Annotated in this window: 21 protein-coding genes and 1 pseudogene; 12 read left to right on the top strand and 10 right to left on the bottom strand. The window is 71.3% G+C overall.

Annotated features, from left to right (window positions below; all coding sequences use genetic code 11):
* Window positions 1–4 precede the first annotated feature (4 nt).
* The 6 genes from FHS29_RS08275 to FHS29_RS08250 all read left to right on the top strand — a co-directional run bounded on the left by FHS29_RS08275 (window position 5) and on the right by FHS29_RS08250 (window position 4216).
* A complete protein-coding gene (locus FHS29_RS08275) occupies window positions 5–535 on the top strand; it encodes a GNAT family N-acetyltransferase (protein WP_184689728.1) in 531 nt (176 codons plus the stop codon).
* Between the two features lie 24 nt (window positions 536–559).
* Window positions 560–1000, top strand: coding sequence for a GNAT family N-acetyltransferase (locus FHS29_RS08270; RefSeq protein ID WP_184689727.1), 441 nt, complete (start codon window positions 560–562; stop codon window positions 998–1000).
* A 6-nt stretch (window positions 1001–1006) separates the two neighbouring features.
* Window positions 1007–1591, top strand: a complete 585-nt coding sequence (locus FHS29_RS08265; protein WP_184689725.1) for a DUF3558 domain-containing protein — start codon at window positions 1007–1009, stop codon at window positions 1589–1591.
* 197 nt (window positions 1592–1788) lie between these two features.
* A complete protein-coding gene (locus tag FHS29_RS08260; protein ID WP_312864815.1) occupies window positions 1789–2097 on the top strand; it encodes a transcriptional regulator in 309 nt (102 codons plus the stop codon).
* 26 nt (window positions 2098–2123) lie between these two features.
* The gene (locus FHS29_RS08255) at window positions 2124–3416 is read left to right on the top strand and encodes a PPE domain-containing protein (RefSeq protein ID WP_184689721.1); all 1293 of its coding nucleotides are present in this window, start codon (window positions 2124–2126) and stop codon (window positions 3414–3416) included.
* Window positions 3416–4216: an ESX secretion-associated protein EspG gene (locus tag FHS29_RS08250; protein ID WP_184689719.1), complete on the top strand. Its 801-nt coding sequence runs from the start codon at window positions 3416–3418 to the stop codon at window positions 4214–4216. Before FHS29_RS08255 ends, FHS29_RS08250 begins: the two co-directional genes overlap by 1 nt.
* Window positions 4217–4361: 145 nt before the next feature.
* Here FHS29_RS08250 and FHS29_RS08245 read toward each other — a convergent pair whose 3' ends face one another.
* Both FHS29_RS08245 and FHS29_RS08240 read right to left on the bottom strand, forming a co-directional pair.
* Window positions 4362–6668, bottom strand: a complete 2307-nt coding sequence (locus FHS29_RS08245) for an ATP-binding protein (RefSeq protein WP_184689717.1) — start codon at window positions 6666–6668, stop codon at window positions 4362–4364.
* 48 nt (window positions 6669–6716) lie between these two features.
* Complete coding sequence (locus tag FHS29_RS08240; protein WP_184689715.1) at window positions 6717–7166, bottom strand: gamma-glutamylcyclotransferase family protein; 450 nt, start codon at window positions 7164–7166, stop codon at window positions 6717–6719.
* A gap of 116 nt (window positions 7167–7282) precedes the next feature.
* Here FHS29_RS08240 and FHS29_RS08235 point away from each other — a divergent pair, with 116 nt between their 5' ends.
* The 3 genes from FHS29_RS08235 to FHS29_RS08225 all read left to right on the top strand — a co-directional run bounded on the left by FHS29_RS08235 (window position 7283) and on the right by FHS29_RS08225 (window position 10160).
* Window positions 7283–8686, top strand: a complete 1404-nt coding sequence (locus tag FHS29_RS08235) for an NAD(P)H-quinone dehydrogenase (RefSeq protein ID WP_184689713.1) — start codon at window positions 7283–7285, stop codon at window positions 8684–8686.
* Between the two features lie 134 nt (window positions 8687–8820).
* Window positions 8821–9408 carry a class F sortase gene (locus FHS29_RS08230; RefSeq protein WP_184689711.1) on the top strand — a complete coding sequence of 196 codons (588 nt, stop codon included), beginning with the start codon at window positions 8821–8823 and terminating at the stop codon, window positions 9406–9408.
* An 11-nt stretch (window positions 9409–9419) separates the two neighbouring features.
* The gene (locus tag FHS29_RS08225) at window positions 9420–10160 is read left to right on the top strand and encodes a hypothetical protein (protein WP_184689709.1); all 741 of its coding nucleotides are present in this window, start codon (window positions 9420–9422) and stop codon (window positions 10158–10160) included.
* Between the two features lie 43 nt (window positions 10161–10203).
* On the opposite strand, the gene glpK is transcribed toward FHS29_RS08225, so the two are convergent.
* Window positions 10204–11709 carry a glycerol kinase GlpK gene (gene glpK / locus FHS29_RS08220; RefSeq protein WP_184689707.1) on the bottom strand — a complete coding sequence of 502 codons (1506 nt, stop codon included), beginning with the start codon at window positions 11707–11709 and terminating at the stop codon, window positions 10204–10206.
* A 19-nt stretch (window positions 11710–11728) separates the two neighbouring features.
* On the bottom strand, window positions 11729–12478 hold the full coding sequence (locus FHS29_RS08215) for an MIP/aquaporin family protein (protein WP_184689705.1): 750 nt from the start codon (window positions 12476–12478) through the stop codon (window positions 11729–11731).
* A 188-nt stretch (window positions 12479–12666) separates the two neighbouring features.
* Between FHS29_RS08215 and FHS29_RS08210 the strand changes: the two genes are divergently transcribed.
* From FHS29_RS08210 to FHS29_RS08200, 3 genes are all read left to right on the top strand, one after another.
* On the top strand, window positions 12667–14403 hold the full coding sequence (locus tag FHS29_RS08210) for a glycerol-3-phosphate dehydrogenase/oxidase (protein WP_184689703.1): 1737 nt from the start codon (window positions 12667–12669) through the stop codon (window positions 14401–14403).
* A 70-nt stretch (window positions 14404–14473) separates the two neighbouring features.
* Window positions 14474–14818, top strand: a complete 345-nt coding sequence (cmtR, locus tag FHS29_RS08205) for a Cd(II)/Pb(II)-sensing metalloregulatory transcriptional regulator CmtR (RefSeq protein WP_184689701.1) — start codon at window positions 14474–14476, stop codon at window positions 14816–14818.
* A complete protein-coding gene (locus FHS29_RS08200; protein WP_184689700.1) occupies window positions 14815–15525 on the top strand; it encodes a cation efflux transmembrane domain-containing protein in 711 nt (236 codons plus the stop codon). Before cmtR ends, FHS29_RS08200 begins: the two co-directional genes overlap by 4 nt.
* Window positions 15526–16583: 1058 nt before the next feature.
* Here the strand turns inward: FHS29_RS08200 and FHS29_RS08195 are convergent.
* The 6 genes and pseudogenes from FHS29_RS08195 to FHS29_RS08170 all read right to left on the bottom strand — a co-directional run bounded on the left by FHS29_RS08195 (window position 16584) and on the right by FHS29_RS08170 (window position 24651).
* Window positions 16584–17855 (bottom strand): amidohydrolase, encoded by a 1272-nt coding sequence (locus FHS29_RS08195; protein WP_184689698.1) that lies wholly within the window; start codon window positions 17853–17855, stop codon window positions 16584–16586.
* Complete coding sequence (locus FHS29_RS08190) at window positions 17852–19018, bottom strand: M20 family metallopeptidase (protein ID WP_184689696.1); 1167 nt, start codon at window positions 19016–19018, stop codon at window positions 17852–17854. The genes FHS29_RS08195 and FHS29_RS08190 overlap by 4 nt, the downstream gene beginning before the upstream one ends.
* Window positions 19019–19232: 214 nt before the next feature.
* Complete coding sequence (locus tag FHS29_RS08185; RefSeq protein ID WP_184689694.1) at window positions 19233–19466, bottom strand: hypothetical protein; 234 nt, start codon at window positions 19464–19466, stop codon at window positions 19233–19235.
* Between the two features lie 103 nt (window positions 19467–19569).
* Window positions 19570–20583, bottom strand: a complete 1014-nt coding sequence (gene meaB, locus FHS29_RS08180; RefSeq protein WP_184689692.1) for a methylmalonyl Co-A mutase-associated GTPase MeaB — start codon at window positions 20581–20583, stop codon at window positions 19570–19572.
* Window positions 20584–20725: 142 nt separating this feature from the next.
* A pseudogene (gene scpA, locus FHS29_RS08175) lies at window positions 20726–22882 on the bottom strand (methylmalonyl-CoA mutase); the annotation flags it as partial.
* On the bottom strand, window positions 22879–24651 hold the full coding sequence (locus tag FHS29_RS08170) for a methylmalonyl-CoA mutase family protein (RefSeq protein WP_184690091.1): 1773 nt from the start codon (window positions 24649–24651) through the stop codon (window positions 22879–22881). The pseudogene scpA and the gene FHS29_RS08170, both read right to left, overlap by 4 nt.
* Window positions 24652–24657 lie beyond the last annotated feature (6 nt).

Raw genomic sequence — 24657 nt, 5'->3', positions numbered from 1 at the left:
GGCCATGGAGCCCGTGCAGCTCACCGCGGGCGAATTCACCCTCGACCAGCTGACCGTCGCCGACGGGCCGGCGCTGCTGACCGTGCTGGACGACCGGGAGATCCGGCGCTGGCTCGCCGGCTACGTGCTGGACGACGAGCGGGCCGCGCGGGCGTTCGTGGGGTTCCGGGCCTGGCAGTGGGCCAACGGCCGGCGCTACTCGTGGGCGGTGCGCGACGCGGACGGTGCGCTCGCGGGCGAGGTCGGGCTGCGGGACGTGGACCACCACGACCGGACCGTGCTGGCGTTCTGCTGGACGGCGGCGGCCCACCGGGGCCGGGGTGTGGCGGCGTCCGCGCTGGGCGCGTCGCTGCGGTTCGGCTTCGACGTCGCGGGCCTGCACCGGGTCGGCTACCAGCACGCGGTGGCCAACCGGGCGTCCCGCCGGGTGGCCGAGAAGTGCGGCTTCCGGCTGGAGGGCACGCTGCGCGGTGCCGAACTGGTCGACGGCCGGCACCACGACCTGCTCCAGTGGTCCCGGCTGGCCACCGACTGACCCCGCCGGCTAGTCTCGCCGGCCATGGAGCCGGTCGAAATCAACGCGGGCGAGTTCTACCTGCGCCGACTCCGGGTGGACGACCGGGTGGACGACCGGGTGGCGCTGGTCGGCGGCGGCCGGTTCGCCGGGCTCGCCGAAGCCGGCGCGCACATCGCGGAACGGCAACGGCAGTGGGACGCCGACGAAACCTGCTCGTGGGCGGTTTGTGAACAGTTGTCGAACACCGCGGTCGGCGAGATCGCGATCTCCGCGGCCGGCGGGCTGTTCTGCTGGATCACCCCGGAACTGCGCGGAAAAGGCATCGCGACGCACGTGACGGAAGCGGTGACCGGCTTCGGGTTCGGTTTTCTGGCTCTCGACCAGGTCCAAGTCGAGCCTCGCGACAAAGCCGGTGAACGGGTAGCGCAAAAATGCGGTTTCGAGTCCGGCTCTCCACTTGGCGTGTGGACACGGCTACGGTAGGTGCTCATGAGGGCTGCTCGCTCGATCGTCGCGCTGACCGCGTTGGCGCTCGTAGCGTGCACGCCACTGCCCGAGAAGAAGGCCGACGGCCGGGTGGACGAACCACTCTCCGTGACCACGACCACCCCGCCACCACTGCCGCCGCGCCCCCAGGAAATCCCGTTGGACCAGGTGGACCCGTGCGCCGTGCTCTCCGCGGACCAGCGCACCCAGCTGAGCTTGGACAACCCGCCCAGCGCCTACGTGGAACCCGCCTTCGGCAACGCGAAGGCCTGCACCATCCGGAGCAACATCAGCGGGAACGTGGTCCGGCTGGCCCTCGTCACCGTCGAAGGCATCGGGGTGTGGCTCTCGGAGAACGCCCAGGTGGACGCCCGGCCCACCACGGTGGCGGGCTTTCCGGCGTTGACCGTGCGCACGCCGGGTCTGGACGAGGTGTGCAACGTGGAGGTGGACGTGGCGGAAGGGCAGTTCCTGGACGTGATGTTCCGCGACGGCGGGAACAAGACCAAGGTTAAACAGGACATTTTGTGCCAAGGAGCGCAACGTGCGGCAGAAGCGGCGGTCGCCGGTTTGCTGCAACCGGGCTGACCCACGCGGGGGAAGTGCGCTGCACCCACTCCCCGTTGTCACACCGTGTGGTTAAAGTGATCGTGCTGACGGGAACGAGCCGGCTCCAGCCGGCAGTCGGGCAGAGGAAGACGGGGAGGTCGTCCATGCCGTCGGAAGACCACGGTCGTGGTGGGGACACAGGCGGTACACCACCGCCGCTGTCGCACACCCTGAACGTGGACCCCACAGCGATACCCAGCCTCCGCAGCGCGTTCGCAGGCGCGCTGACGAAGCTGGACCAGCAGATCGAGCTGGCCATCACCGAGGTCAGGGTCCGCCCCTGGGCGGGTGACCCGGTCAGCGCGGACGCGGCCGAGCGGTTCAACGACCGGTCGGTCGAGTCGGGCGACTCGGCGCTGACCGCGTTGCAGGACTACCAGCAGCAGCTCAAGGGCGCCATGGACGCGCTGACGCTGGTCGAGCAGCAGTACCGGTCCATCGAGGACGACAACACCGGGTTGATGGAGCAGCAAGGCGGCTGCTGAGCCCGCCGCAGGCAAGGGGAATCTTGATGCCCGATGGACACCGCTGGAACGGGTACAGCCACGAAGAGCTCTACGAGAAGATCAACTCCGGGCCGGGCCCGCAGGCCTCGCACGCCTCGATGGAGCGCTGGGAGGGCGTCTCGGCCGCGTTGACCGAGATCAACTCCGAGCTGCACGCCGGCGTGCTGCGGTCCGGCGCGACCTGGGAGGGCGCGGCGGCCGACCAGGCCCGGACCGGGATGAACCCATTAGCCGCGTGGGCCGACGACGCCCGCGGCGGCGCCGAGGTCATGCGCCTGTCGGCGGAGTTGCAGGCCGACTACATCGCGAAGGCCCGCGCCGACATGCCGCCGCCGGTCAAGGTGAGCGCGGAGAACCCCGGCGTGCTGCTGACCGGGCTGGTGCACCTCGTGGGCGGCCAGACCGACTACGAGAAGCAGGAGAAGGCGCACAACGCGGCCGAGCAGCGGGCCCGTGAGGTGATGACCACCTACGCGTCCTCCACCACCTCGAACGTGAACACCCTCGGCCAGTTCCACCAGCCGCCGCAACTGGTCGTCAACACCACCGACGTGGTGCGCAACGACGCTACCGGCGTCGGCGGACCGGGCGGCTTCCACGGCGGCGGACCGCGCGGCGGGCACGGCTGGGGCCGTGGTCGCGGTGGGCGCGGCGGCCGGGTCGGGCGCGGCGGCTGGATGCCGCAGCAGCCCCAACAGCAGCAGCAGCAGAGGCCCGTGGGCCAGCCCGGTGGCGGGTCCACCGGCGTGTCGACGGCGGTCGGGACGACCACCCAGCCCGGCTCCTCCACCACCCGCACCGCGAACGGCGTGCCCGCCGGCACCCCGGCGCACCCGACGTTCGGTCCGGGCGGCGTGATCGGCGGCGTCGGCGCCGGCGGCGGCGGCGGGCAGGACCGCAAGAAGACCTCCGACACGACGACCGCGGAGCAGCACCAGGTCAACGCGACCGACCAGGCGCTGGGCCGCCCGGCCGGCACCACCGCGATCAGCTCGGCCGAGTTCGGCGCGATCGCGGCGACCAACGCGCACCACGCGGCGGCCGGTCCCGGCAGCGCGCCCGGCGCCTTGCCCGGCGCGGGCCAGCAGGGCGGCAACGACACCGTGCACAAGCGCGCGGTGGCGGCTCCCGCGCCCCAGCAGGCGTTCGACCCGTTCGGCGGGTTGGGCGGCGCACGGGCGGACGAGGAGGAGGACGGCGAGCACGACGGCGCCGACTACCTCCGGGAGACCGACGACATCTACGGCATCGGCGGGACCATCTCGCCACCGGTGATCGGGGAGAGCACCACCCACTGATGACGACGTTCGGTTTGGACCTGGGCACCAACGACCTGCGCGAGCCGGTGACGATCTCCGCGCTGGAGTTCGACGTGCTCTGGGAGCACCTGCGCCTGGAGACGATGCCGCTGGTGCTCAAGGTGCCCTCACCCGGCAAGACGCACGAGGAGCGGGCGGAGCTGGAGCGGCGGGCCTGGGCCGGCCTGGACAGCCGCGGCCTGGGCCGCCCGGTCTCCCTGGACCCGATGCTGGAGGACCTGCTGCACCTGCTCAACCGGCCGCAGCAGGAGGTCGACGGCCGGCTCTGGCTGGGGCGCAGCGTGCGGGTGCTGGCGGCGGCGAAGGGCCAGTCGGCGGTGCTCGCGGTGCTCGACGGCGACCGGCTCACGCTGCGCCCGGCGTCCGCCGAAGGCCTGCCCCGCGAAGCCCTCGGCGTGCTGCCGTCCGCGCCGCCGGGTCCGGGCCACTCGGTGACGCTGCCGAGCGCCGACCTGGACGCGGCGGCGGCCGCGGCCGGCACCCCGGACAACCTGGAGGCGGCGCTGCGGTCGCGGGGCGTGCGGCAGGAGGACGCGCACACCCTGGCCGAGATGTTCCGCGACGCGGGCCACCGGGGCCAGTTCGGCGCGGCGGCCCGGGACAAGTGGGGCAAGCGGGTCCGGCCGGAACACGTGGTCGCGTTCTTCGACAACCCGCACGGCCGGTACGTGCAGCTGCGCCGCGCGACGCCCGGTCAGCAGCCGTGGAGCACCATCTCGCCGACCGACCCGCGTCGTCTGGTGCAGCACCTGACCGACCTGCTCCCGCCTGCCGCGTGAGCCCGGTGCGCCGGGGCCCGTCCCCGGCGCCGACACCACCCACCACCGCTGAACCCAACACCGCTGGACACGCCTCCACGCGGACGCCGACGACCGTCCGCCCCGCAGCGCGCCCGACCCGGCGGCTCACGGCGTCCCCGTGGTGTCACCCGAGGGCGTCGAACCGGCGCTGGAGGCGCGCGGCCTCGTCGTCACGGCCCTGCGCCCGGTAGAGCTCCAACGCTTCCCGCCAGGTGACCCGAGCCTGCGCCGGCTGCCCGAGGGCCGGCTGCGACTGTCCCAGCCGGTCCAGCACCACCGCGGTCTCGTAGCGGTAGCCGAGGCGTTCGAACAGGGCGCGCGACTCCCGGTAGGACGCCACCGCCGCCGCGTGCCGGCCCGCCACGTGGTCGACCAGGCCGAGGGCGTCCAGCGCACCCGCCTCGCCGAACGCGTCGCCGGCCCGGCGGTGCAGGTCCAGCGCTCGCCGGGCGTGCTCGCGCGCCCGGTCGGCGTGACCGGCCAGGGCCGTGCACCGGGCGATCGGGACGAGGGCGTGCGCGACCCAGGACGGCTCGCCGGAGTCCTCCGCGATCCGCAGGGCCCGGCCGGCGTGGTCGAGCGCCACGTCCACGTCCCCCGCCAGCTCGGCGGCGAGCCCCACGACGTGGTGGGTAACGGCCCGCTGGACGACGTCGTCCACCTGGGGTGTGGCGGTCAGCACCAGGTCCAGGCGGTGCAACGCCTCGCCGGCCTGCCCGGACAGCGCGAGGGCGTGCGCCGCCGTCCGGTGCACCATCCACCGGGTGCCGGCCTCCAACCGGTCGGCCACGGCCAGGCTCGCCTGCCACGCCGCCAGGTACCCCCGGATGTCGCCGCGGCGGTGCTGGAACGAGTTCAGCGCCCACGCGAAGCGCGGCACCAGGTCGTGCCGGCCGAGTTCGGCGGCGGTCCACTGGGCGGCCAGCAGGCAGGCGTGTTCGGCCTCGAACCACACCATGGCGGCTTCGGCGTCGGGCAGGGACTGCGGCCGGCTGCCCGGCGACGGCGGCGGCAGGTCGGGAGCCGAGACGGGGGCCACCAGCCCGGCCCGGATCTGCCGGTCGCCCGCGTCGGCGGTGTGCAGGCAGGAGTCGACCAGCCGGCGCAGGGCCGTGCGCCGGACCTCCTCGGGCACGGCGGTGCGGGCGTGGTCGCGGGCGTGCAGGCGGATCAGGTCGTGCATCCGGTAGCGGCCGGCGCGGTCCCGGCCGAGCAGCGACGCCTGTTCCAGGCCGCGCAGCACGGCGGCGGTGCGGGACGCCGGCATCCCGGTGAGCCCCGCCGCGGCGGCCAGGCCGATGTCCGGGCCGGGTGCCACCCCGAGCAGGCCGTAGACGGTGGCCTGGTCGTCGGTGAGGGCGCGGACCGACCAGGACAGCACGGCGGGCAGGCCGGCGGCGGGGTCGTCGTCGTCCAGCGCGACCAGGCGGGTGGTCGCGTCGCGGAGTTCGGCGGCGGCTTCGGCCGGCGGCACCTCCGGGTTGGTGTGGGCGCGGCCCGCCACCACCGCCAGGGCCGGCGGGAAGCCCGCGCAGCAGGCGAGCAGCTCCGCCACGGCGGCCGGTTCGGCGGCGATCCGGTCCGCGCCGAGGCGCCGGGTCAGCAGCTCGCGGGCCTCGGCGTCGGACAGCACGTCCAACGGCAGGTGGCGGGCGCCGTGCCGGGTGACCAGGCGGGTCAGGTGGCGACGACTGGTGATCATCACCGTGCACGACGAGCCGCCCAGCAGCAGCGGGAGGACCTGGTCCGCGTCGGCGGCGTTGTCCAGCATGATCAGCATCCGCTTGTCCGCCACCAGGCTGCGGAACAGGGTGGCCTGGGCGTCCAGGGCGGCCGGTATCCGGGCCGGCGCCACGTCCGAGGCCTCCAGGAACCCGCGGACCGCGGTCGCGGGCTCGACCGGCCGGCCGGCGGGCGAGAAGCCGTGCAGGTCGACGAACAGCTGGCCGTCCGGGAAGCGGTCCAGGTTGCGGTGCGCCCATTCGAGCGCGAGCCACGTCTTGCCGATCCCACCCGGACCGGCCGGCGCACCGACCTGCGCCGCGGAGACGACCACCGTTGCGCCGCCCAGCTCGCCGGTCAGCCGGGCGAGGTGGTGGTCGCGGCCGACGAACGCGTGGGGCACCGAGGGGAGCTGGCGCGGTCGGGGCAGCGCGGGCTCCGGCTGCGGCACGTGGACGGTGATCCCGCCCGCCACCGTCTCGGCCTGCACCACCAGGCCGGTGACCGCGTCGGCCACCACCCGGTTGTCCCGGCCGGTGCCCGCTTCGTCTCCGCCCGGCCCGACCTCGCTCCGGCCGGTCTCACCCTGCCCGCCCTCGACCGTCATCGGCTCGGCCCCCGTCAGCGCCTCCCGGACGTCCCCGAGGGCAGCGAGCACGCACCGCGCGCCGGGCGTGTTCGCCCGGGCGGTGGCGCCCGGGTCGGCCACCGGGGAGCCGGGCGCCCGGGTCGGCGGCCGGGGATCAGGGGCCGGGGATCAGGGGCCGATGCCCCGGCACGGCCGGGTGCGCAGGTCGGCCACGTAGTCGTCCGGCGCGCCCGCCGCCTCGGCCGCGTCCGCCACCACGCCGATGTAGCGGGCCGACGGCAGGCCGCCCTCGTAGGCGTCGAGCACGTACAGCCAGGCCGTCACCGAGCCCTCCAGGGTCTGCACCCGCAGCCGGATCTTCTTGTACAGGCCGAGGGCGCCCTCCCAGCGGTCCAACCGGGACTCGTCGCGGGGGCTCACGTCGTACAGGACGGCGAAGACCTGCGACTCCGGGTCTTCCACGATGGTGGCGAGCGCGCCTTCCCAGCCCAGGTCCTCGCCACCGAACGTCAGTCGCCATCCGGCGAGCCACCCGGTCCCCGCCATGGGGGAGTACGGGGCTCGCTCCATCATCTGGTTCGGATCCATGTTGGACCCGTACGCGGCATAGAGCGGCACGCCGACAGCCTAGCGACCTCGCGATCACCCGGAGGAACCAGAAACCCGGACGACACGCCCCGCAACCCGACCGCGTACGGTTGACCGGCCGTAGTAGAACGCGAGGAGGACGTGTCGTGACCCGCATCGTCATCATGGGCGGTGGTCCCGCAGGTTACGAAGCGGCACTGGTCGCGGCCCAGCACGGAGCCGACGTGACCATCGTCGAACGCGAGGGCCTCGGCGGCGCGTGCGTGCTCTACGACTGCGTGCCGTCGAAGACGTTCATCGCCTCGGCGGGTGGTCGCAGCGCCTTCCGCAACGCTGGTGAGCTGGGCATTCGCACGGACGACGCGGAAGCCGCGGTGAACCTCCCGGTCGTCCACGGACGGGTGAAGGGCCTCGCGCTCGCGCAGTCCGCCGACGTCCGGGCGCGCCTCCAGCGGGAGGGCGTGCGGATCGTCAACGGCTCGGCGAAGTTCTGCGACGACGAGCGCGGCCTGGCGCAGCACCGGGTGGTGGCCACCGCCGACGACGGCGGCACGGAGGTCCTCGCGGCCGACGTGGTGCTGATCGCGACCGGTGCGACCCCGCGCGTGTTGCCGGGCGCGGAGCCGGACGGCAAGCGCGTGCTCACCTGGCGGCAGATCTACGAGCTGCCCGAGCTGCCCGAGCACCTGGCGGTCATCGGCTCGGGGGTGACCGGCGTCGAGTTCGCCTCCGCCTACACCGAGCTGGGCGTGAAGGTGACCATGGTGTCCAGCCGGGACCGGGTGCTGCCGCACGAGGACGCGGACGCGGCGGTCGTGCTGGAGGACGTGTTCGCCGAACGCGGCACCGCCGTGGTCAAGCACGCCCGCGCGGACCGGGTGGAGAACGTCGGCGACGGCGTCCTGATTCACCTGGAGGACGGTCGCACGATCGAGGCCAGCCACGCCCTGATGACGGTCGGCTCGGTGCCGAACACCGCCGACCTCGGCCTGGACAAGATCGGCATCGAGCTGGGCCGGGGCGGCTACATCCCGGTGGACCGGGTGTCCCGGACGAACATCTCCGGCGTGTACGCGGCGGGCGACTGCACGGGCGTGCTGCTGCTCGCCAGCGTCGCCGCCATGCAGGGCCGGATCGCGATGTGGCACGCGCTGGGCGAGGGCGTCAGCCCGATCAAGCTCAAGACGGTGGCCGCGAACGTCTTCACCAACCCGGAGATCGCGTCGGTCGGCATCAGCCAGCAGGCGATCGACTCCGGCGAGGTGCCGGCCCGCACCGTCATGCTGCCGCTGGCCACCAACCCGCGCGCCAAGATGGAGGGCGTGCGCCGGGGCTTCGTCAAGCTGTTCTGCCGCCCGGCGACCGGCGTGGTCATCGGCGGCGTGGTGGTCGCGCCGAACGCGAGCGAGCAGATCCTCCCCATCGCGCTGGCCGTGCAGAACCAGCTGACCGTGGAAGACCTCGCGACGACGTTCTCGGTGTACCCGTCGCTGTCCGGCTCGATCACCGAAGCCGGCCGTCAGCTCATGCGGCACGACGACCTGGACTAGCCCGATCGGTTACACCTGCGCGCACATCGTCCGAACGGGTGGGGCGACGCAGGCAAGGCCCGCGACACTGGTCCGATCCAGTGAACGTGAAGAATTCACCAGCACGCACCACACCTCGGGTGGATTCTCTCCGCATGCCGAGAACCAGCGCGTTGGCTTTCGTCGCGGTGCTCGCCCTGACCGGTTGCGCGACCGCCGAGCCGTCCGCGACACCGCCGTCCACCTCGTCGTCGAGCGCGACCGCTACGACGGGACCGACGGCTCCGGCGCCATCTCGGTATGAACCGACCGAGGTCGGCATTCCCAAGATCGCGGCGCGGTCGTCACTCGTCCCGCTGGGGCTCAACCCCGACGAGACCATCGAGGTGCCGCCGGTCGAGCAGCCCATGCAGGCCGGCTGGTACACCTACGCGCGGGCGCCGGGCGAGCCCGGTCCCGCGATCATCCTGGGTCACGTCGACGGCGACTCGAAGCCCGGCATCTTCCACAGGTTGCGCGAACTCGCGCCCGGCGACCAGGTCGAAGTGTCCAGGAAGGACGGATCGACCGTCCGCTTCGCGGTCGAGAAGGTCGACCAGGTCGCCAAGAACGACTTTCCCACCGACGCGGTCTACGGGGACACACCGGAACCCGTGCTGCGCCTGATCACGTGCGGGGGCGTGTTCGACAACTCCGCGCGCAGCTACCAGGACAACATCATCGTCTACGCCAAGATGATCTGAGGGGGAACGACATGAGACGACTCGGGCTCCTGCGAAGAGCGCAGGTCCTGACGGCGGCCGTGCTGCTGACCGCGATCCCGGCGACGGCGGGCGCACAGCCGTCCGAAGAGCCGTTCACGGTGAGCTTCAGCCTGACACCGCTGGAGGTGGTGCCGGGTGGCAAGCTCGTTGCCAGCACGGTCGCGAGTGTGTGCAAGGGCAGCGGCATCGGCCCGCTCACCTCGCCCGGCTTCACCGCGCCCATCGAGTGGGGTAGCCGGCCCACGGGCAGCGGCGATGTCGGCGCCGAAGGCGAGGCGTACGGCGAGACGCACGCCATCGACACCCCGGGCACCTACACCGCCACCGTGCGCTGCCTGACCAAGCCGGGCGTGGGCGAGGTGCGGTTCACCATCCTGGAGCGGCAGCCGCTGCGGGCGTTCACGCTCGCCCCGGTGGAGGTCCGGCCGGGCGGCGAGATCACCGCGCGGATGCCCGTCACCAACGACTGCACCGGTCGCACGATCACCTCGTCCGGTTTCGTCGCCCCGATCGAGCTGCAGACCGGCGGGGGCAACCTCCCCGAACTGGTCGGCACCGCCGAGGCGGTCGCGACGCCGGGCACGTACGAGGCGACCATGCCGTGCCGGGACGGCGCGCACGTGGTCTCGTTCAAGGTGCTCGGCGACCCGCCGAACGACGAGCCGCCCCCGCGTCAGCCGATCAAGAAGCCCAAGGGCGCACCGGAGACCGGCGCCGGCGGCACCGCCTGAGCGGTCCGGGGCGTCGCCCGCGCGAGCGGCGCCCCGGCCGGGCTCACTCCACCCAGTCGAAGGTCCGCGTCACCGCCTTCTTCCAGAAGTGGTACTGCCGCTCCCTGGTCTCCTCGTCCATCGCCGGCTCCCACTGCTTGTCCTGCGCCCAGTTCTGCCGGATGTCGTCCTCCGACTCCCAGAACCCCACCGCCAGCCCCGCCGCGTAGGCCGCACCCAGCGCCGTGGTCTCGTTGACCACCGGGCGGATCACCGGCACGCCCAGGATGTCGGCCTGGAACTGCATGAGCAGCTCGTTGACCACCATGCCGCCGTCCACCTTCAACGACGTCAGCGCGACCCCGGAGTCGGCGTTCATCGCGTCGATCACCTCGCGGGTCTGGAACGCCGTCGCCTCCAGCACCGCCCGCGCCAGGTGTCCTCTGTTGACGAACCGGGTCAACCCGACGATCGCGCCCCGGGCGTCCGAGCGCCAGTACGGCGCGAACAGGCCCGAGAACGCGGGCACGAAGTACGCCCCGCCGTTGTCCTCCACCGACCGCGCGTACTGCTCGACCTCGGCGGCCGTGCCGATCATGCCGAGGTTGTCGCGCAGCCACTGCACGAGCGACCCGGTCACCGCGATCGAGCCTTCCAGCGCGTAGACCGGCGCCGCCGTGCCGATCTTGTAGCAGATCGTGGTCAGCAGGCCGTTCTCGCTCATCACCTTCTCCGTGCCGGTGTTGAGCAGCACGAAGTTGCCGGTGCCGTAGGTGTTCTTGGCCTCGCCCGGCGACAGGCACGCCTGGCCGAACGTGGCCGCCTGCTGGTCGCCGAGGATGCCGGAGATCGGCACGCCCGCCAGCGCGCCCCGGGCCCGCGCCTGCCCGTACACCTCGGACGACGACTTGATCTCCGGCAGCATCGACAGCGGGATGCCCATGTCGGCGGCGATGTCGGCGTCCCAGGCCAGCGTGTCGAGGTCCATCAGCAGCGTGCGGGACGCGTTGGTCGGGTCGGTGACGTGCACGCCGCCGTCGACCCCGCCGGTCATGTTCCACAGCACCCAGGTGTCCATGTTGCCGAACAGCAGGTCGCCGGACTCGGCCTTCGCCCGCGCCACGTCGACGTTGTCCAGCACCCACCGGATCTTCGGCCCGGAGAAGTAGGTCGCCAGCGGCAACCCGGTCTTGTCCCGGTACCGCTCCTGCCCGCCGCCCAGCGCACCCAGCTCCCGGCAGATCCGGTCCGTCCGGGTGTCCTGCCAGACGATCGCGTTGTGGACCGGCCTGCCCGTCGTGCGGTCCCACACGACGGCCGTCTCGCGCTGGTTGGTGATGCCGATCGCGGCGATGTCGCCGGTCGTCAGGTCCGCCTTGGCCAGCGCGCCCGCCACGACCTGCCGGGTGTTCGTCCACACCTCGCCGGGGTCGTGCTCGACCCAGCCGGCCTTGGGGAAGATCTGCTCGTGCTCCTTCTGGTCGACCGAGACCACGCGTCCGGAGTGGTCGAAGACCATGCACCGCGTCGAGGTCGTGCCCTGGTCTATCGCGGCCACGTACTTCGTCATGCTGCGTCCTTTCCTTGCCTCAGGCGGGGAGGTCCGGCAGGACCAGGTACAGCAGCGCCGCCAGCACGCCGCCGATCAGCGGTCCGGCCACCGGGATCCACGAGTACCCCCAGTCGGCGCTGCCCTTGTCGCGGATGGGCAGGATGGCGTAGGCGATGCGCGGCCCGAGGTCGCGGGCGGGGTTGATGGCGTACCCGGTGGGTCCGCCGAGCGAGTTGCCGAGGCCGACGACGAGGAACGCCACCGCCGCGTAGCCCAGCGCGGAGTTGCCGAACTGCGGGACGCCGTCCCCGGCGGCCTTCGCCCCGGGGCTCAACAGGATCCAGATGACCAGCACGAACGTGCCGATGATCTCGGTGACGAGGTTCCACCCGGTGGCGCGGACGGTCGGCGCGGTGCAGAAGATGCCACGGGTGTTGCCGGGGTCGTCGTGCGTGTCGAACTGCGTCTTGTAGGCCAGCCAGGCGAGCACCGCGCCGAGGAACGCGCCGAGCAGCTGCCCGGCGAAGTAGACCGGCACCCTGTCCCAGTCGACCTTGTCGGCGACCGCGAGGCCCAGCGTGACGGCGGGGTTGATGTGCGCACCGCTCGGGGCGGCCACGCTGGCGCCCGCGAAGACCGCGAAGCCCCAGCCGAAGTTGATCAGCAGCCAGCCGCCGCCGTTGCCCAGCGAGTTCTTCAGGGTGACGTTGGCGACGACACCCGCGCCCAGCAGGATCAGGATCGCGGTGCCGAGGGTTTCCCACACGAAGATCGAGCCGTTGCCCATCGCCGACCTCCTTGCCTCATGGCAGGGGGCGACGCACTGTCCGGGGTCTCGGCGGCGCTGCCCACCCAACAATGTGCACTGACGCTAGTTCCGGTGCTGATCAGTTGTCCACGGTGGCGTACCAGCGGGTAACGTGGTCGAGTCAGTCCTGGTCGGACCACTCGTCAGTATCAGGGAGGCGTTCACCCGTGGCCACGCGCAAGCCGCCGTACAACCCCGCCACCCCTGCCCGCCTGGGACCGGAGGAACGTGAGGAAGCCTGGGCCCGGCTGGGTTCGGAGACCTTCGACCTGGTGATCATCGGCGGTGGCGTCGTCGGCGTCGGCGCGGCCCTGGACGCCGCGACCCGGGGCCTCCGGGTAGCCCTGGTGGAAGCCCGCGACCTGGCCTCGGGCACGTCCAGCCGGTCGTCGAAGCTGTTCCACGGCGGTCTGCGCTACCTGGAGCAGTTGGAGTTCGGGCTGGTGCGGGAAGCACTGCGGGAACGCGAACTGATGCTCACCAGGATCGCGCCCCACCTGGTGAAACCGGTCAGCTTCCTCTACCCGCTCTCGCACCGGATCTGGGAACGCCCCTACACGGCGGCGGGGCTGCTGCTGTACGACAGCATGGGCGGCGCGCGATCCGTTCCGGGCCAGAAGCACCTGACGCGGGCCGGCGCACTGCGCATGGTCCCGGCCCTCAAGCGGGACGCCCTCATCGGCGGGATCAGGTACTACGACGCCCAGGCGGACGACGCCCGGCACACCATGATGGTCGGCCGGACCGCGGCGCACTACGGCGCGGTGGTCCGGACGTCCACACAGGTCATCGGCTTCCTCCAGGAGGCGGACCGGGTCTCCGGGGTCCGCGTGCGGGACGTCGAGGACGGTCGCGAGACCGACGTCCACGCCCACGCCGTGATCAACGCGACCGGCGTGTGGACCGACGAACTGCAACGCCTCTCCGGCAGCCGGGGCCGCTTCCGGGTGCGAGCCAGCAAAGGCGTGCACATCGTCGTGCCGAGGGACCGGATCGTCTCCGAGTCGGGTTTGATCCTGCGGACCGAGAAGTCCGTCCTGTTCGTCATCCCGTGGCGGAATCACTGGATCGTGGGAACCACCGACACCGACTGGAACCTCGACCTGGCTCACCCGGCGGCCACGAAGAACGACATCGACTACATCCTCGCCCACGTGAACACGGTGCTGGCGACACCGCTGACCCACGAGGACATCGAAGGCGTCTACGCGGGCCTGCGTCCACTGCTGGCGGGCGAGAGCGAGTCGACGTCCAAGCTGTCGCGCGAACACGCGGTGGCGCGGGTGGCCCCCGGCCTGGTGGCCATCGCGGGCGGCAAGTACACCACCTATCGAGTGATGGGCGCCGACGCCGTGGACGCCGCGTCGGTGGACCTGCCGGGCCGCATCCAAGCGTCCATCACCGACAAGGTCCCCCTCGTGGGCGCGGACGGCTACCACGCCCTGGTCAACCAGGCGGACCAGTTGGCGACCCGCTACGGCCTGCACCCGTACCGAGTGCGCCACCTGTTGGACCGCTACGGCTCGCTGGTGCACGAGGTCCTCGGTTCCGCGGACCCGGATCTGCTGAAGCCGGTCCCCAACGCCCCGGACTACCTGCAGGTGGAAGTCGTCTACGCGGCATCGCACGAAGGCGCCCTGCACCTGGAAGACGTGCTGACCCGCCGGACCAGGATCTCCATCGAATACCCGCACCGCGGCATCGACTGCGCCCGCCCGGTGGCGGAACTGATGGCCAAGGTGCACAACTGGGACGAAGCGACGATCACCCGCGAGATCGACATCTACACAGCTCGGGTGGAAGCCGAACGGGCCTCCCAGGCGCAGCCGAACGACCAGGCCGCCGACGCCGTCCGTGCAGCCGCCCCGGAAGCCCGCCCCGAACTGACCGAACCGGTCAGCTGACCCACCGGACACGGCAAGCTCCACGGTCCGGCAGCGCCAGTAGTACAGCGCTCACTGTATGGTTTCGCACATGCTGAAGTGTGAGACCCGCGAAGACGCACTGGCCCGCCTGGGCAAGGCACTGGCCGACCCGACCCGCTGCCGCATCCTCGTGGCACTCCTGGACGGCATCAGCTACCCGGCCCGCCTCGCCGACCACCTGGACCTGACCCGCTCCAACGTGTCCAACCACCTGGCCTGCCTGCGAGGCTGCGGCCTGGTGGTCGCCGCCTACGAGGGCCGCCAGGTCCGCTACGCCCTGGCCGACGCCCACTTGGCGCGTGCGCTGAGCGAGCTGGTCAAGGTCGTGCTCGCGGTGGACACCGCCGAGCCGTGCCTGAACGACGAACAGCCGGCAGCGAAGGCGGGCGAATGAGCACCGACCACCGCCGACTCGACCTGTCGTCAACCCCGACCCCCACCCCGGGCAAGGACGGTTGCGCGGACGGCTGCCGCACACCCGCCACGGACGCCACCCCGAAGCCGGACCCGCAGCGACGGACGGTACTCACGCGCCGCGTCCGACTGCTGGTCGCCGCCACGATCACCTACAACGTGATCGAGGCGATCGTGGCGATCACCGCCGGCTCCATCGCCTCGTCCACCGCGCTGATCGGCTTCGGCCTGGACTCAGTCATCGAGGTCGCCTCGGCCACTGCGGTGGCCTGGCAGTTCTCCGGCGCCGACCCCGAGGCACGCGAGCGGACGGCGCAGAAGGTCATCGCCGTGTCGTTCTTCGCACTGGCCGCCTACGTCGCCGTCGAGTCGGTGCGGTCCCTGCTGGGCGCCGAACCCGCCGACCACTCCACCGTCGGCATCGTGCTCGCGGCGGCATCACTGCTGGTGATGCCGTTCTTGTCGGCCGCACAGCGCCGCGCCGGGCGGGAACTGGGCTCGGCCAGCGCGGTCGCCGACTCCAAGCAGACGCTGCTGTGCACCTACCTGTCGGGCGTGCTGCTGGTCGGCCTACTGCTCAACTCCCTGTTCGGCTGGTCGTGGGCCGACCCGATCGTCGCCCTGGTCATCGCCGCCGTGGCGATCAAGGAAGGCCGTGAAGCCTGGCGCGGCAACCACTGCTGCTGACCCGACCTCCCGCACGGCGACCACACCCCTGCCCACGGCCTGCGCACACCTGCCGTTCGGCTGCGCCACGCGCACACCTGCCGTTCGGCTGCGCCACGCGCACACCTGCCGTTCGACTGCGCCACGCGCACACCTGCGGCTTGCTGCGCGCCTCGCGCACACCTCTGCGCCTCGCGCACACCTCTGCCCCTGCGTGTCATCCCCGTATGGCCTGCGCGCCAGCGAACCGCATGTGTCAAGGGCAGATCGATCGCGCGATCACCGAACACGCCCTCACGATCTGCCCTTGACGCATGTGGTTGTCTCCGACCAGGTCATACGGGGAGGACACGCAGACCACCGCCCTCCAAAGCTCGAAGAAGCTTTGAAGGGCTTTTGTGGAGATCCTTGGCGGCCTGCCCGTCCGGCGAGGACTCTTTTACGCCCTTCAACCACAAACAACCGAGACCGCCACTCAGCCATGTACGCAACCAAGGCAGAGCAGGCTTCGCAGGCGTCCCCCCAATCAGAACGCCCCCGACACATACCCAACCACAGAGGTACGACAAACCGCGCACAAAGCTGAGACCCGTCTCAGGCTAGAACCGGACCGCAAACCTCAGCCACCTCACAACCGCAGCCCTCACACAACGAGACCACCTCACAAACAGGGCCACGCTGCAAACCAGGGTCCGCTGCAAACCGAGGTCACGCCACAAACCCGAGACCTGATCACAAAACGAGACCGGGTCACGAAGCCAAGAACCCCGAGCCGAAAATCCCGAGCCAAAACACCCCAGTCGAGTCGAGCCCATTCCATTCCACCGGACCCGGCCCGAGCTCAGAACTCTCAACCGAACAACGGGATTCAAAGCTCCGGACCCAACCCCCAGTCAAGCCCAAAGCTCCAAATCAGAACCCCCAGCCCCCAAAAACTGCCCCCAGAACCCAGAGCCTCAAAGCCCCAGACCCCAATTCCAAGCACCGAGCCCAGGCCCCAACTCAAGCCCCACGCTCAACGCCCCAACACCCAACGCCTAGCGCTCAACGCTCAACGCTCAACGCGCAACGCGCAACGCTCAAGCCAACGAAGCCAACGCCGCGTGCACCATCACCCGCACACCGACCAGCAACGCCCGCTCGTCCAGGTCGAACCCGGGCTGGTGCAGGTCCCGCTGCTTCTCCACCCCGTCCCAGACACCCAACCGGGCGAACGACCCCGGCACGTGCTCCAAGTACCAGCCGAAGTCCTCACCCCCGGAAGACTGCTCGGTCCCCGCCAGCGAGTCCTCCCCCAGCGCGGCCTCGATCCCGGCCCGCAACAACATCGTGCTCTCACGATCGTTGATCACGGGCGGAACCCCGCGCCGGTGGTGCAGGTCGAAGCCGACCCCGGTGGGAGCCAGCAAGGCCGCCGTCAACTCCTTGATCAACGGCTCCAGCTCGGCCCAGATGTTCCGGTCCCCGGTGCGCAGCGTCCCCCGCAGCACCCCGTCCTGCGGCACCGCGTTGGCAGCTTCCCCGGCGTGCACGGCACCCCACACGAGCACGGTCCCCGCCCGCGGGTCCACCCGCCGCGACAGCAGCGCCGGCAACCCGGTGATCACCGTCCCCAGCGCGTTCACCAGGTCGGCCGTCAGGTGCGGCCGGGACGTGTGGCCGCCGGGCGAGGTCAGGCGCAGTTCCAGCAGGTCGCTGGCCGAGGTGATGGCCCCGATCCGCGTCCCGATCCGCCCCACCCGCAACCGGGGGTCGCAGTGGAGCCCGAAGATCCGCTCCACCCCGTCCAACCCGCCCGCCGCCAGGACGTCCAGCGCCCCACCGGGCATGACCTCCTCGGCCGGCTGGAAGATCAGCCGCACCCGACCGGGCAGCTCCGTCGCCGAGGCCAGCGCCAAGGCCGCCCCCAGCAGCACGGTCGCGTGCGCGTCGTGGCCACAAGCGTGCGAGACGCCATCCACAGTGGACGCGTAGGACGCCCCGGTGTTCTCGCTCAACGGCAGGGCGTCGATGTCCGCCCGCAGCGCCACGCACCGCGGTCCACTGCCGACATCGCACACCAGGCCGGACCCACCGGGCAGCACCCGGGGCTTCAGGCCCACGGATCTCAACAGCCCGGCGATCAACTCCGTGGTCGCGAACTCCTTTCGGGACAGTTCCGGATGGGCGTGGATGTGACGACGCCAGGCGACCACCTCTGATGCGTTGGCGGCCAGCCAGTCGTCCAACCAGGAGGGGCCGCGCCCCTCTCCGAGATCATCCACAGGGGCAATGCTGACCCCACGTTCGGTCAACAGCACCTCGGGATCCTCCTCCCTCGGCAATTCCGGTCGCGAGTCGAGGACCGTCATGCCGCACCACCCACCAGCCGGGCGCGCTGCGAGTCGTCGCAGGCGGCGGCGATGGTCGTCCAGGCAAGGGCTAGTGCTCCGTCGAGCACGGCCCGGTCGGCGGATGCCGACGCACAGGCTGTCGCGAATTCAATTTGGTGATTCACCGCGTCTCCGCAGTCGATGGCGATGGTCGGGTGGATGGCAGGCAGCGCACGGGTGACGTTGCCCATGTCGGTGCTGCCGATCCGATGAGCCCGCTCCTGCGCAGGGCTCAACGGCTCACGCCCCAGGTCGGTGGCGGCACGCCGGTAGGCGTCGGCCAACCACCGGTCCGGGGTGAGCTCGGCGTAGACGGGCGAGACCTTGAGGACCTCGTGCGTGCAGCCGGTGGCCAGTGCGCCGGCCGAGAAGCAGCGGTTGATCCGCTCCTCCAGCCGGCTCAGCGACTCCAGGTTCTCGGCACGCATGTCGAACATCGCCACCGTGCGGGCGGGCACCACGTTCGGCACGGTGCCGCCGCGGGTGACGATGCCGCTGACCATCTGGCCGGGCTCCAGGTGCTGCCGCGCCAGGCCGATCGCGACCTGGGCGACTGTGATGGCATCCGCCGCGTTCACACCCAGGTGCGGCGCGGCGGCGGCGTGCGAGGGCTTGCCGGTGTAGTGCACCTCGACGTCGGTGATCGCCAGCGAACGCGCTGCGATCGCCTCGTACGGCGCCGGGTGCACCATCATCGACAACGACACGTCGTCGAATACCCCGTGTTCGAGCATGATGACCTTGCCGCCACCGACTTCTTCGGCCGGTGTGCCGATGACCCGGACGGTGAGGCCCAGTTCGTCGGCCACGTCACGCAGCGCGAGCGCCGCGCCGGTCGAAGCGGCGGCAATGACGTTGTGTCCGCAAGCGTGTCCTACTTCGGGCAGTGCGTCGTACTCCGCGCACAGGCCGAGCACGAGGTCCCCGGAGCCGTAAGACGCGGTGAACGCCGTCTCCAGGTCCGCGACCCCGCGCTCCACCTCGAAGCCCTCGGCGGCCAGCAGATCGGCCACCTTGGCCGCGCTGCGGTGTTCCGCGAACGCCACCTCGGGTTCCGCGTGGATGCTGTGCGAGAGCCCTACCAGCGCATTCGAGTACCGCTCGACGGCCGAGCGCGTCCTCATCTGGAAGTCGGTACCCATTTGCGTCCATCCTGCATCAAGCCCTGCCGGCCCTGTCGGCGCTCTCATTGATCAACCGCCGGCCGGTCGCGCGGCTGCGCCGAGCGGTGCGCGAGTTTCGGTCAGACCGATCAAGACCGAACAGGAGCCTTACAGGAGGACCATATAACGACCGCAGAATCTCACGTACTGAGATTCAGGTCGCCCCCACGACCCTGGCCGCCCCCACGACCCCTCAGCCGGCTTTCCTGGCCTTGCGCCACTTGTCCCACCGCTTCTTGTTACGCCAGTAAACGAGGGCGAAGAGCAGCAACGCGATACCGCCGAGCCACAACTTTTTCTTGGTCTCGGCGTTGACACCCGGTTGGGTCTCCTGCGGCGCTTGGACGTCCGGCCCAGGTGAGACCGATTCAGTCGGCTGCGCGGCGACGACGTGGTCGGTGTGCACGGGAGGAGTGGCGTTCGCCACTCCGGTCACGGTAAACGCGCCGGCCAACACGAAGAGGCACACCGCGAGCACAGATCGCCACATGGTCACCAAGACTAGTCATCGCCACCTCCGGATACCACTGTCAGTGGTCACCCAAACCGGCGTCGGATTCACGACGGGTGAACGCGGCCAGGATCCGCTCGGCCGCCAACGTGGCGGTCAGCTCGCCGTCCCGCACCTGTCGTTCCAGTTCAGGCACCACTGCGCGGACCGAATTGTCGGTGCGCAGACTGTTGAGCAGCTGATCGTTGACCATCGCCCAGGTCCAGTCGACCTGCTGGCGCCGCCGCCGTTCGGCCAGCTCGCCGACCTCCCGCAATGCCGTCTGATGCTCGACTACCTGCTGCCAGACGGTCTCCAGCCCGACGCCGGTCAACCCGCTGCACGTCAGCACCGGCGGGTGCCACACCGCGTCCGGCGGGCGCAGCAACCGCAGCGCGCCCGCCAGCTCCCGCGCCGCCTTGCGGGCGTCCTGCTCGTGCGGACCGTCGGCCTTGTTCACCGCGATCACGTCCGCCAGTTCGAGCACGCCCTTCTTGATGCCCTGGAGTTGATCTCCGGTGCGCGCGAGCGCCAGAAAGAGCGAACAATCCGTCATGTTCGCCACCGCGACCTCGGACTGCCCCACGCCGACCGTCTCGACCAGCACCACGTCGTAGCCGGCCGCCTCCGCCAGCAGGATCGACTCGCGCGTCGCCTTGGCCACCCCGCCGAGCGTCCCGGACGTCGGGGAGGGCCGGATGAACGCGGCCGGGTCGACCGCGAGGCGGGCCATCCGGGTCTTGTCGCCCAGGATCGACCCCCCGGTGCGCGTCGACGACGGGTCCACCGCCAGCACCGCCACCCGGTGCCCCTGCCCGGTCAGCATCGAGCCGAACGCGTCGATGAACGTCGACTTGCCGACCCCCGGCACCCCCGTGACGCCGATCCGGTGCGCCCCGCCCGAGTGCGGCAGCAGCTCGACCAGCAGCTCCTGCGCCAGCGCCCGGTGGTCCGCGCGGGTCGACTCGACCAGGGTGATGGCGCGCGCCAGCGTGCTCCGGTTCCCGGCGAGCACGCCCTTCGCGTACTCGCCGACGTCGATCGCCCTAGCCATGCCCCGGCTCGCCACGCCCCGACTCGCCCTGCCTCGCTTCGCCCTGCCCCAACCCGGTCTGCTCCAACCCGGTCTGTCCCGACCCGGTCCGCTCCAACCCGGTCTGCTCCGACCCGCCCTGCCGCAGCTCGCCATGCCCCAACTGCGCCGCCAGCTTCCGCAGCAGGTCCCCCGCCGCATCCGCGATGACCGTCCCCGGCGGGAAGATCGCCGCCGCCCCCGCCGCGCGCAGCGCCTCGAAGTCCTGCGGCGGGATGACACCGCCCACCACGATCATGATGTCCTCGCGCCCCGACTCCGCCAGCGCCGCCCGCAACGCCGGCACCAGCGTCAGGTGCCCGGCGGCCAGCGACGACACACCGACGATGTGCACGTCCGCCTCCACGGCCTGGCGCGCGACCTCGTCCGGCGTCTGGAACAACGGGCCGACGTCCACGTCGAAGCCGAGATCGGCGAACGCGGTGGCGATCACCTTCTGCCCCCGGTCGTGCCCGTCCTGCCCCATCTTGGCGACCAGGATCCGCGGCCGACGACCCTCGTTCTCCGCGAACGCCTCCACGACCTCGCGGGTAGCGTCCACGTTGGACACCGATCCGACCTCCTCGCGGTACACACCCGTGATGGTGCGGATCTGCGCCGAGTGCCGCCCCCACACCTTCCCCAGCGCCTCGGAGATCTCGCCCACCGTGGCCTTCGCCCGCGCCGCGCTGATCGCCAGCTCCAGCAGGTTCCCCTCCGCGCCGGCCGCCCGCGTCAACGCCGCCAGCGCACTGTCCACAGCGGACTGGTCGCGCTCCTCCCGCAACCTGGCGAGCTTCGCCAGCTGCTGCGCACGCACCCCGGCGTTGTCCACCTTGAGCACGTCGATCTGCTCGTCGAACTCCACCTGGTACTTGTTCACGCCGATCACCGGCTGCCGCCCGGAGTCGATCCGGGCCTGCGTCCGCGCGGCGGCCTCTTCGATCCGAAGCTTGGGGATGCCCGCGTCGATCGCCTGCGCCATCCCGCCGGCGGCTTCGACCTCCGTGATGTGCGCCCACGCGCGGTGCGCCAGGTCGTGCGTCAGGCGTTCGACGAACGCGCTGCCGCCCCACGGGTCGATCACCCGCGTGGTGCCGGATTCCTGCTGCAACAACAGCTGCGTGTTGCGCGCGATGCGCGCCGAGAAGTCGGTCGGCAGCGCCAGCGCCTCGTCCAAGGCGTTGGTGTGCAACGACTGCGTGTGGCCCTGCGTGGCGGCCATCGCCTCCACGCACGTGCGGGTCACGTTGTTGAACACGTCCTGCGCGGTGAGCGACCAGCCCGACGTCTGGCAGTGCGTGCGCAGCGACAGCGACTTCGGCGACTTCGGGTCGAAGCCCTTCACCAGCTTGGCCCACAGCAGCCGCGCGGCGCGCAGCTTGGCCACTTCCATGAAGAAGTTCATGCCGACGGCCCAGAAGAACGACAGGCGCGGCGCGAACGCGTCGATGTCCAGCCCCGCGTCCCGGCCCGCCCGCAGGTACTCGACGCCGTCCGCCAGCGTGTAGGCCAGCTCCAGGTCGGCCGTCGCGCCCGCTTCCTGCATGTGGTAGCCGGAGATCGAGATGGAGTTGAACTTCAGCATCCGCTGCGAGGTGAACGAGAAGATGTCCGAGATGATCCGCATCGACGGGCGCGGCGGGTAGATGTAGGTGTTGCGGACCATGAACTCCTTGAGGATGTCGTTCTGGATCGTCCCCGCGAGCAGTTCCGGCGCGACGCCCTGTTCTTCCGCCGCCACGACGTACAGCGCCAGGATCGGCAGCACGGCGCCGTTCATCGTCATGGACACCGACATCTTGTCCAGCGGGATCCCGTCGAACAACTGGCGCATGTCGTAGATCGAGTCGATCGCCACGCCCGCCATGCCGACGTCGCCCGCCACGCGCGGGTGGTCGGAGTCGTAGCCCCGGTGCGTCGCCAGGTCGAACGCCACCGACAGGCCCTTCTGCCCGGCCGCGAGGTTGCGGCGGTAGAAGGCGTTCGACTCCTCGGCGGTGGAGAACCCCGCGTACTGCCGGATGGTCCACGGCTGGTTGACGTACATAGTCGGGTACGGGCCGCGCAGGAACGGCGCGATGCCGGGGTACGTGCCGAGGAAGTCCAGGCCCTCGGTGTCGGCCGCGGTGTAGACCGGCTTGACGCCGATGCCTTCCGGCGTCTCCCACATTAGCGCGTCCGCGCCCTTGCCGGTGGTCTCGTGCAGCGCTTCCTGCCACTGCGCGGCGGTGCCGGCGGTCGGCTCACCGAGGTCGATTTCGGCGAAGTTCGGGATCATCGCTGCACTCCGAGGAAGTCGAAGGTGTCTTCGAGGACGGCCAACGCCGCGCACCCGACGAACACGTACTCGTCGATCCGGGCATCGGACTTCCTGCCCGCCAACAGGATGCGCTCCGCACCCGCTTCCCTCAACGCCTCCGCGACCGGCACGGCCAGCTCGGCGTAACCGCTCTCGCTGCCGCACAGGCACGCGATCCGCGCTCCGCTCTCCCGGTATGCCCGCACGACGTCGTCCACGGTCTTGGTCGCGCCCGCGTGCGGCGTCTCGACCCCGCCTGCCTGGAACAGGTTCGCGGCGAACGTGGCGCGCGCGGTGTGCGCCGAAACCGGTCCGAGCGTGGCCAGGAAGACCTTGGGGCGTTCGGCGGCGGCATCCGCCGCGTCCCGCAACGCCTCGAACGCCTGCGCGTAGCGGATGCGCGGCAGCCCGCCCGAAGGTTCCTCGGGCGCGGGTTCCCGCACCACGGCAGGCTCGCCGAGGTTCGGGAACTCGCTCACGCCGGTGATGGCGTCGGTGCGGTCCGCGAGGTTCGCGGCGCGCTGCTGCCACGTGGCCGCGATCCGGTCCGCCACCAGGTCGAACGCCCGCGGCAGCCCGCCCGCCGCCTCGATCTCCTGGAACCACGCCCAAGCGGCGTGCGACAGGTCGTCGGTGAGCCGCTCCACGTACCAGGAGCCGCCCGCCGGGTCGATCACGCCCGCCAGCCTCGACTCCTCCAGCAGCAACGCTTGCGTGTTGCGGGCGATCCGGCGGGAGAAGTCGTCCGGCAGGCCGATCGCGTGGTCGAACGGCAGCACGGTCACCGCGTCCGCCCCGCCCAGCCCCGCGCCGAAGCACGCCAGCGTGGTCCGCAGCATGTTCACCCACGGGTCGCGGCGGGTCATCATCGCGGGCGACGTCACGGCGTGCTGCACCTGCGGGCTCGGGGCACTCGCGACCTCGGTCACCCGCGCCCACAACCGCCGGGCGGCACGGAACTTGGCGATGGTGAGGAACTGGTCGGCGGTCGCCGCATAGCGGAACTCCAGCAGCCGCACCGCTTCCTGCGCCGACAGGCCCTGCCCGGTGAGTTCGCGCAGGTAGGCGACACCCGCCGCGAGGGACGCGCCGAGCTCCTGCGCGTCGGACCCGCCGGCCTCGTGGAACGGCAGCCCGTCCACCACGACCACCCGCAGCTCGGGGAACCGCCGAGCCTTCCCCACGAGTTCCGCGAGCGCCGGGAAGTCCGCGTCGGCGCCGGTCCGCGCCCGCACGCCCAGCGGGTCGGCCCCCACGTTGCCGCGGACCTCGGCGGCCGGCACCGGCCGCTGATCCCAGATCCGCAGCATCTCCAGCCCGACGGCCCGGAAGTCCGCGCCCGCGTCGACCACGACCGGCGCGAGGTCCAGGTAGACGTCGGCCAGCACGTCGTCGAGCCGTTGCGCCGGGATGTTCTTCAGCCACAGCGAGGTGACGCCGTTCTCCAGGTCCGCCACCACCGTGTCGCGGTCGGCGACGACGTGCTGCTGGCGGACGTCCCAGCCGTCCGCGGTGCCCTGCGGCCGGCCGCCCCTGGTGAACGGCGGCAGACCCGGGAAACCACTCGGTGGGGCGACGTCGGCCGCGGTGTAGAGCGGTTCGACGCGGATGCCGTCGTAGGTGGTGGTCACCAGCGATCCGAAGTCCGCGCCGGACTTGCGGAGCACGCCCTGGACCAGTTCCAGCCACTGCTCCCGGTCGGGCGTGGGGAATTCGGCGGCCAGCGCCAGTTCGCCAGTCGGCTCCATCATGCT

It is taken from the genome of Saccharothrix tamanrassetensis, assembly GCF_014203665.1.
Taxonomy (GTDB): Bacteria; Actinomycetota; Actinomycetes; order Mycobacteriales; family Pseudonocardiaceae; genus Actinosynnema; species Actinosynnema tamanrassetense.
The sequence above is the reverse complement of the archived record's forward strand: the minus strand, read 5'-3'. Positions and strand labels throughout refer to the sequence as shown.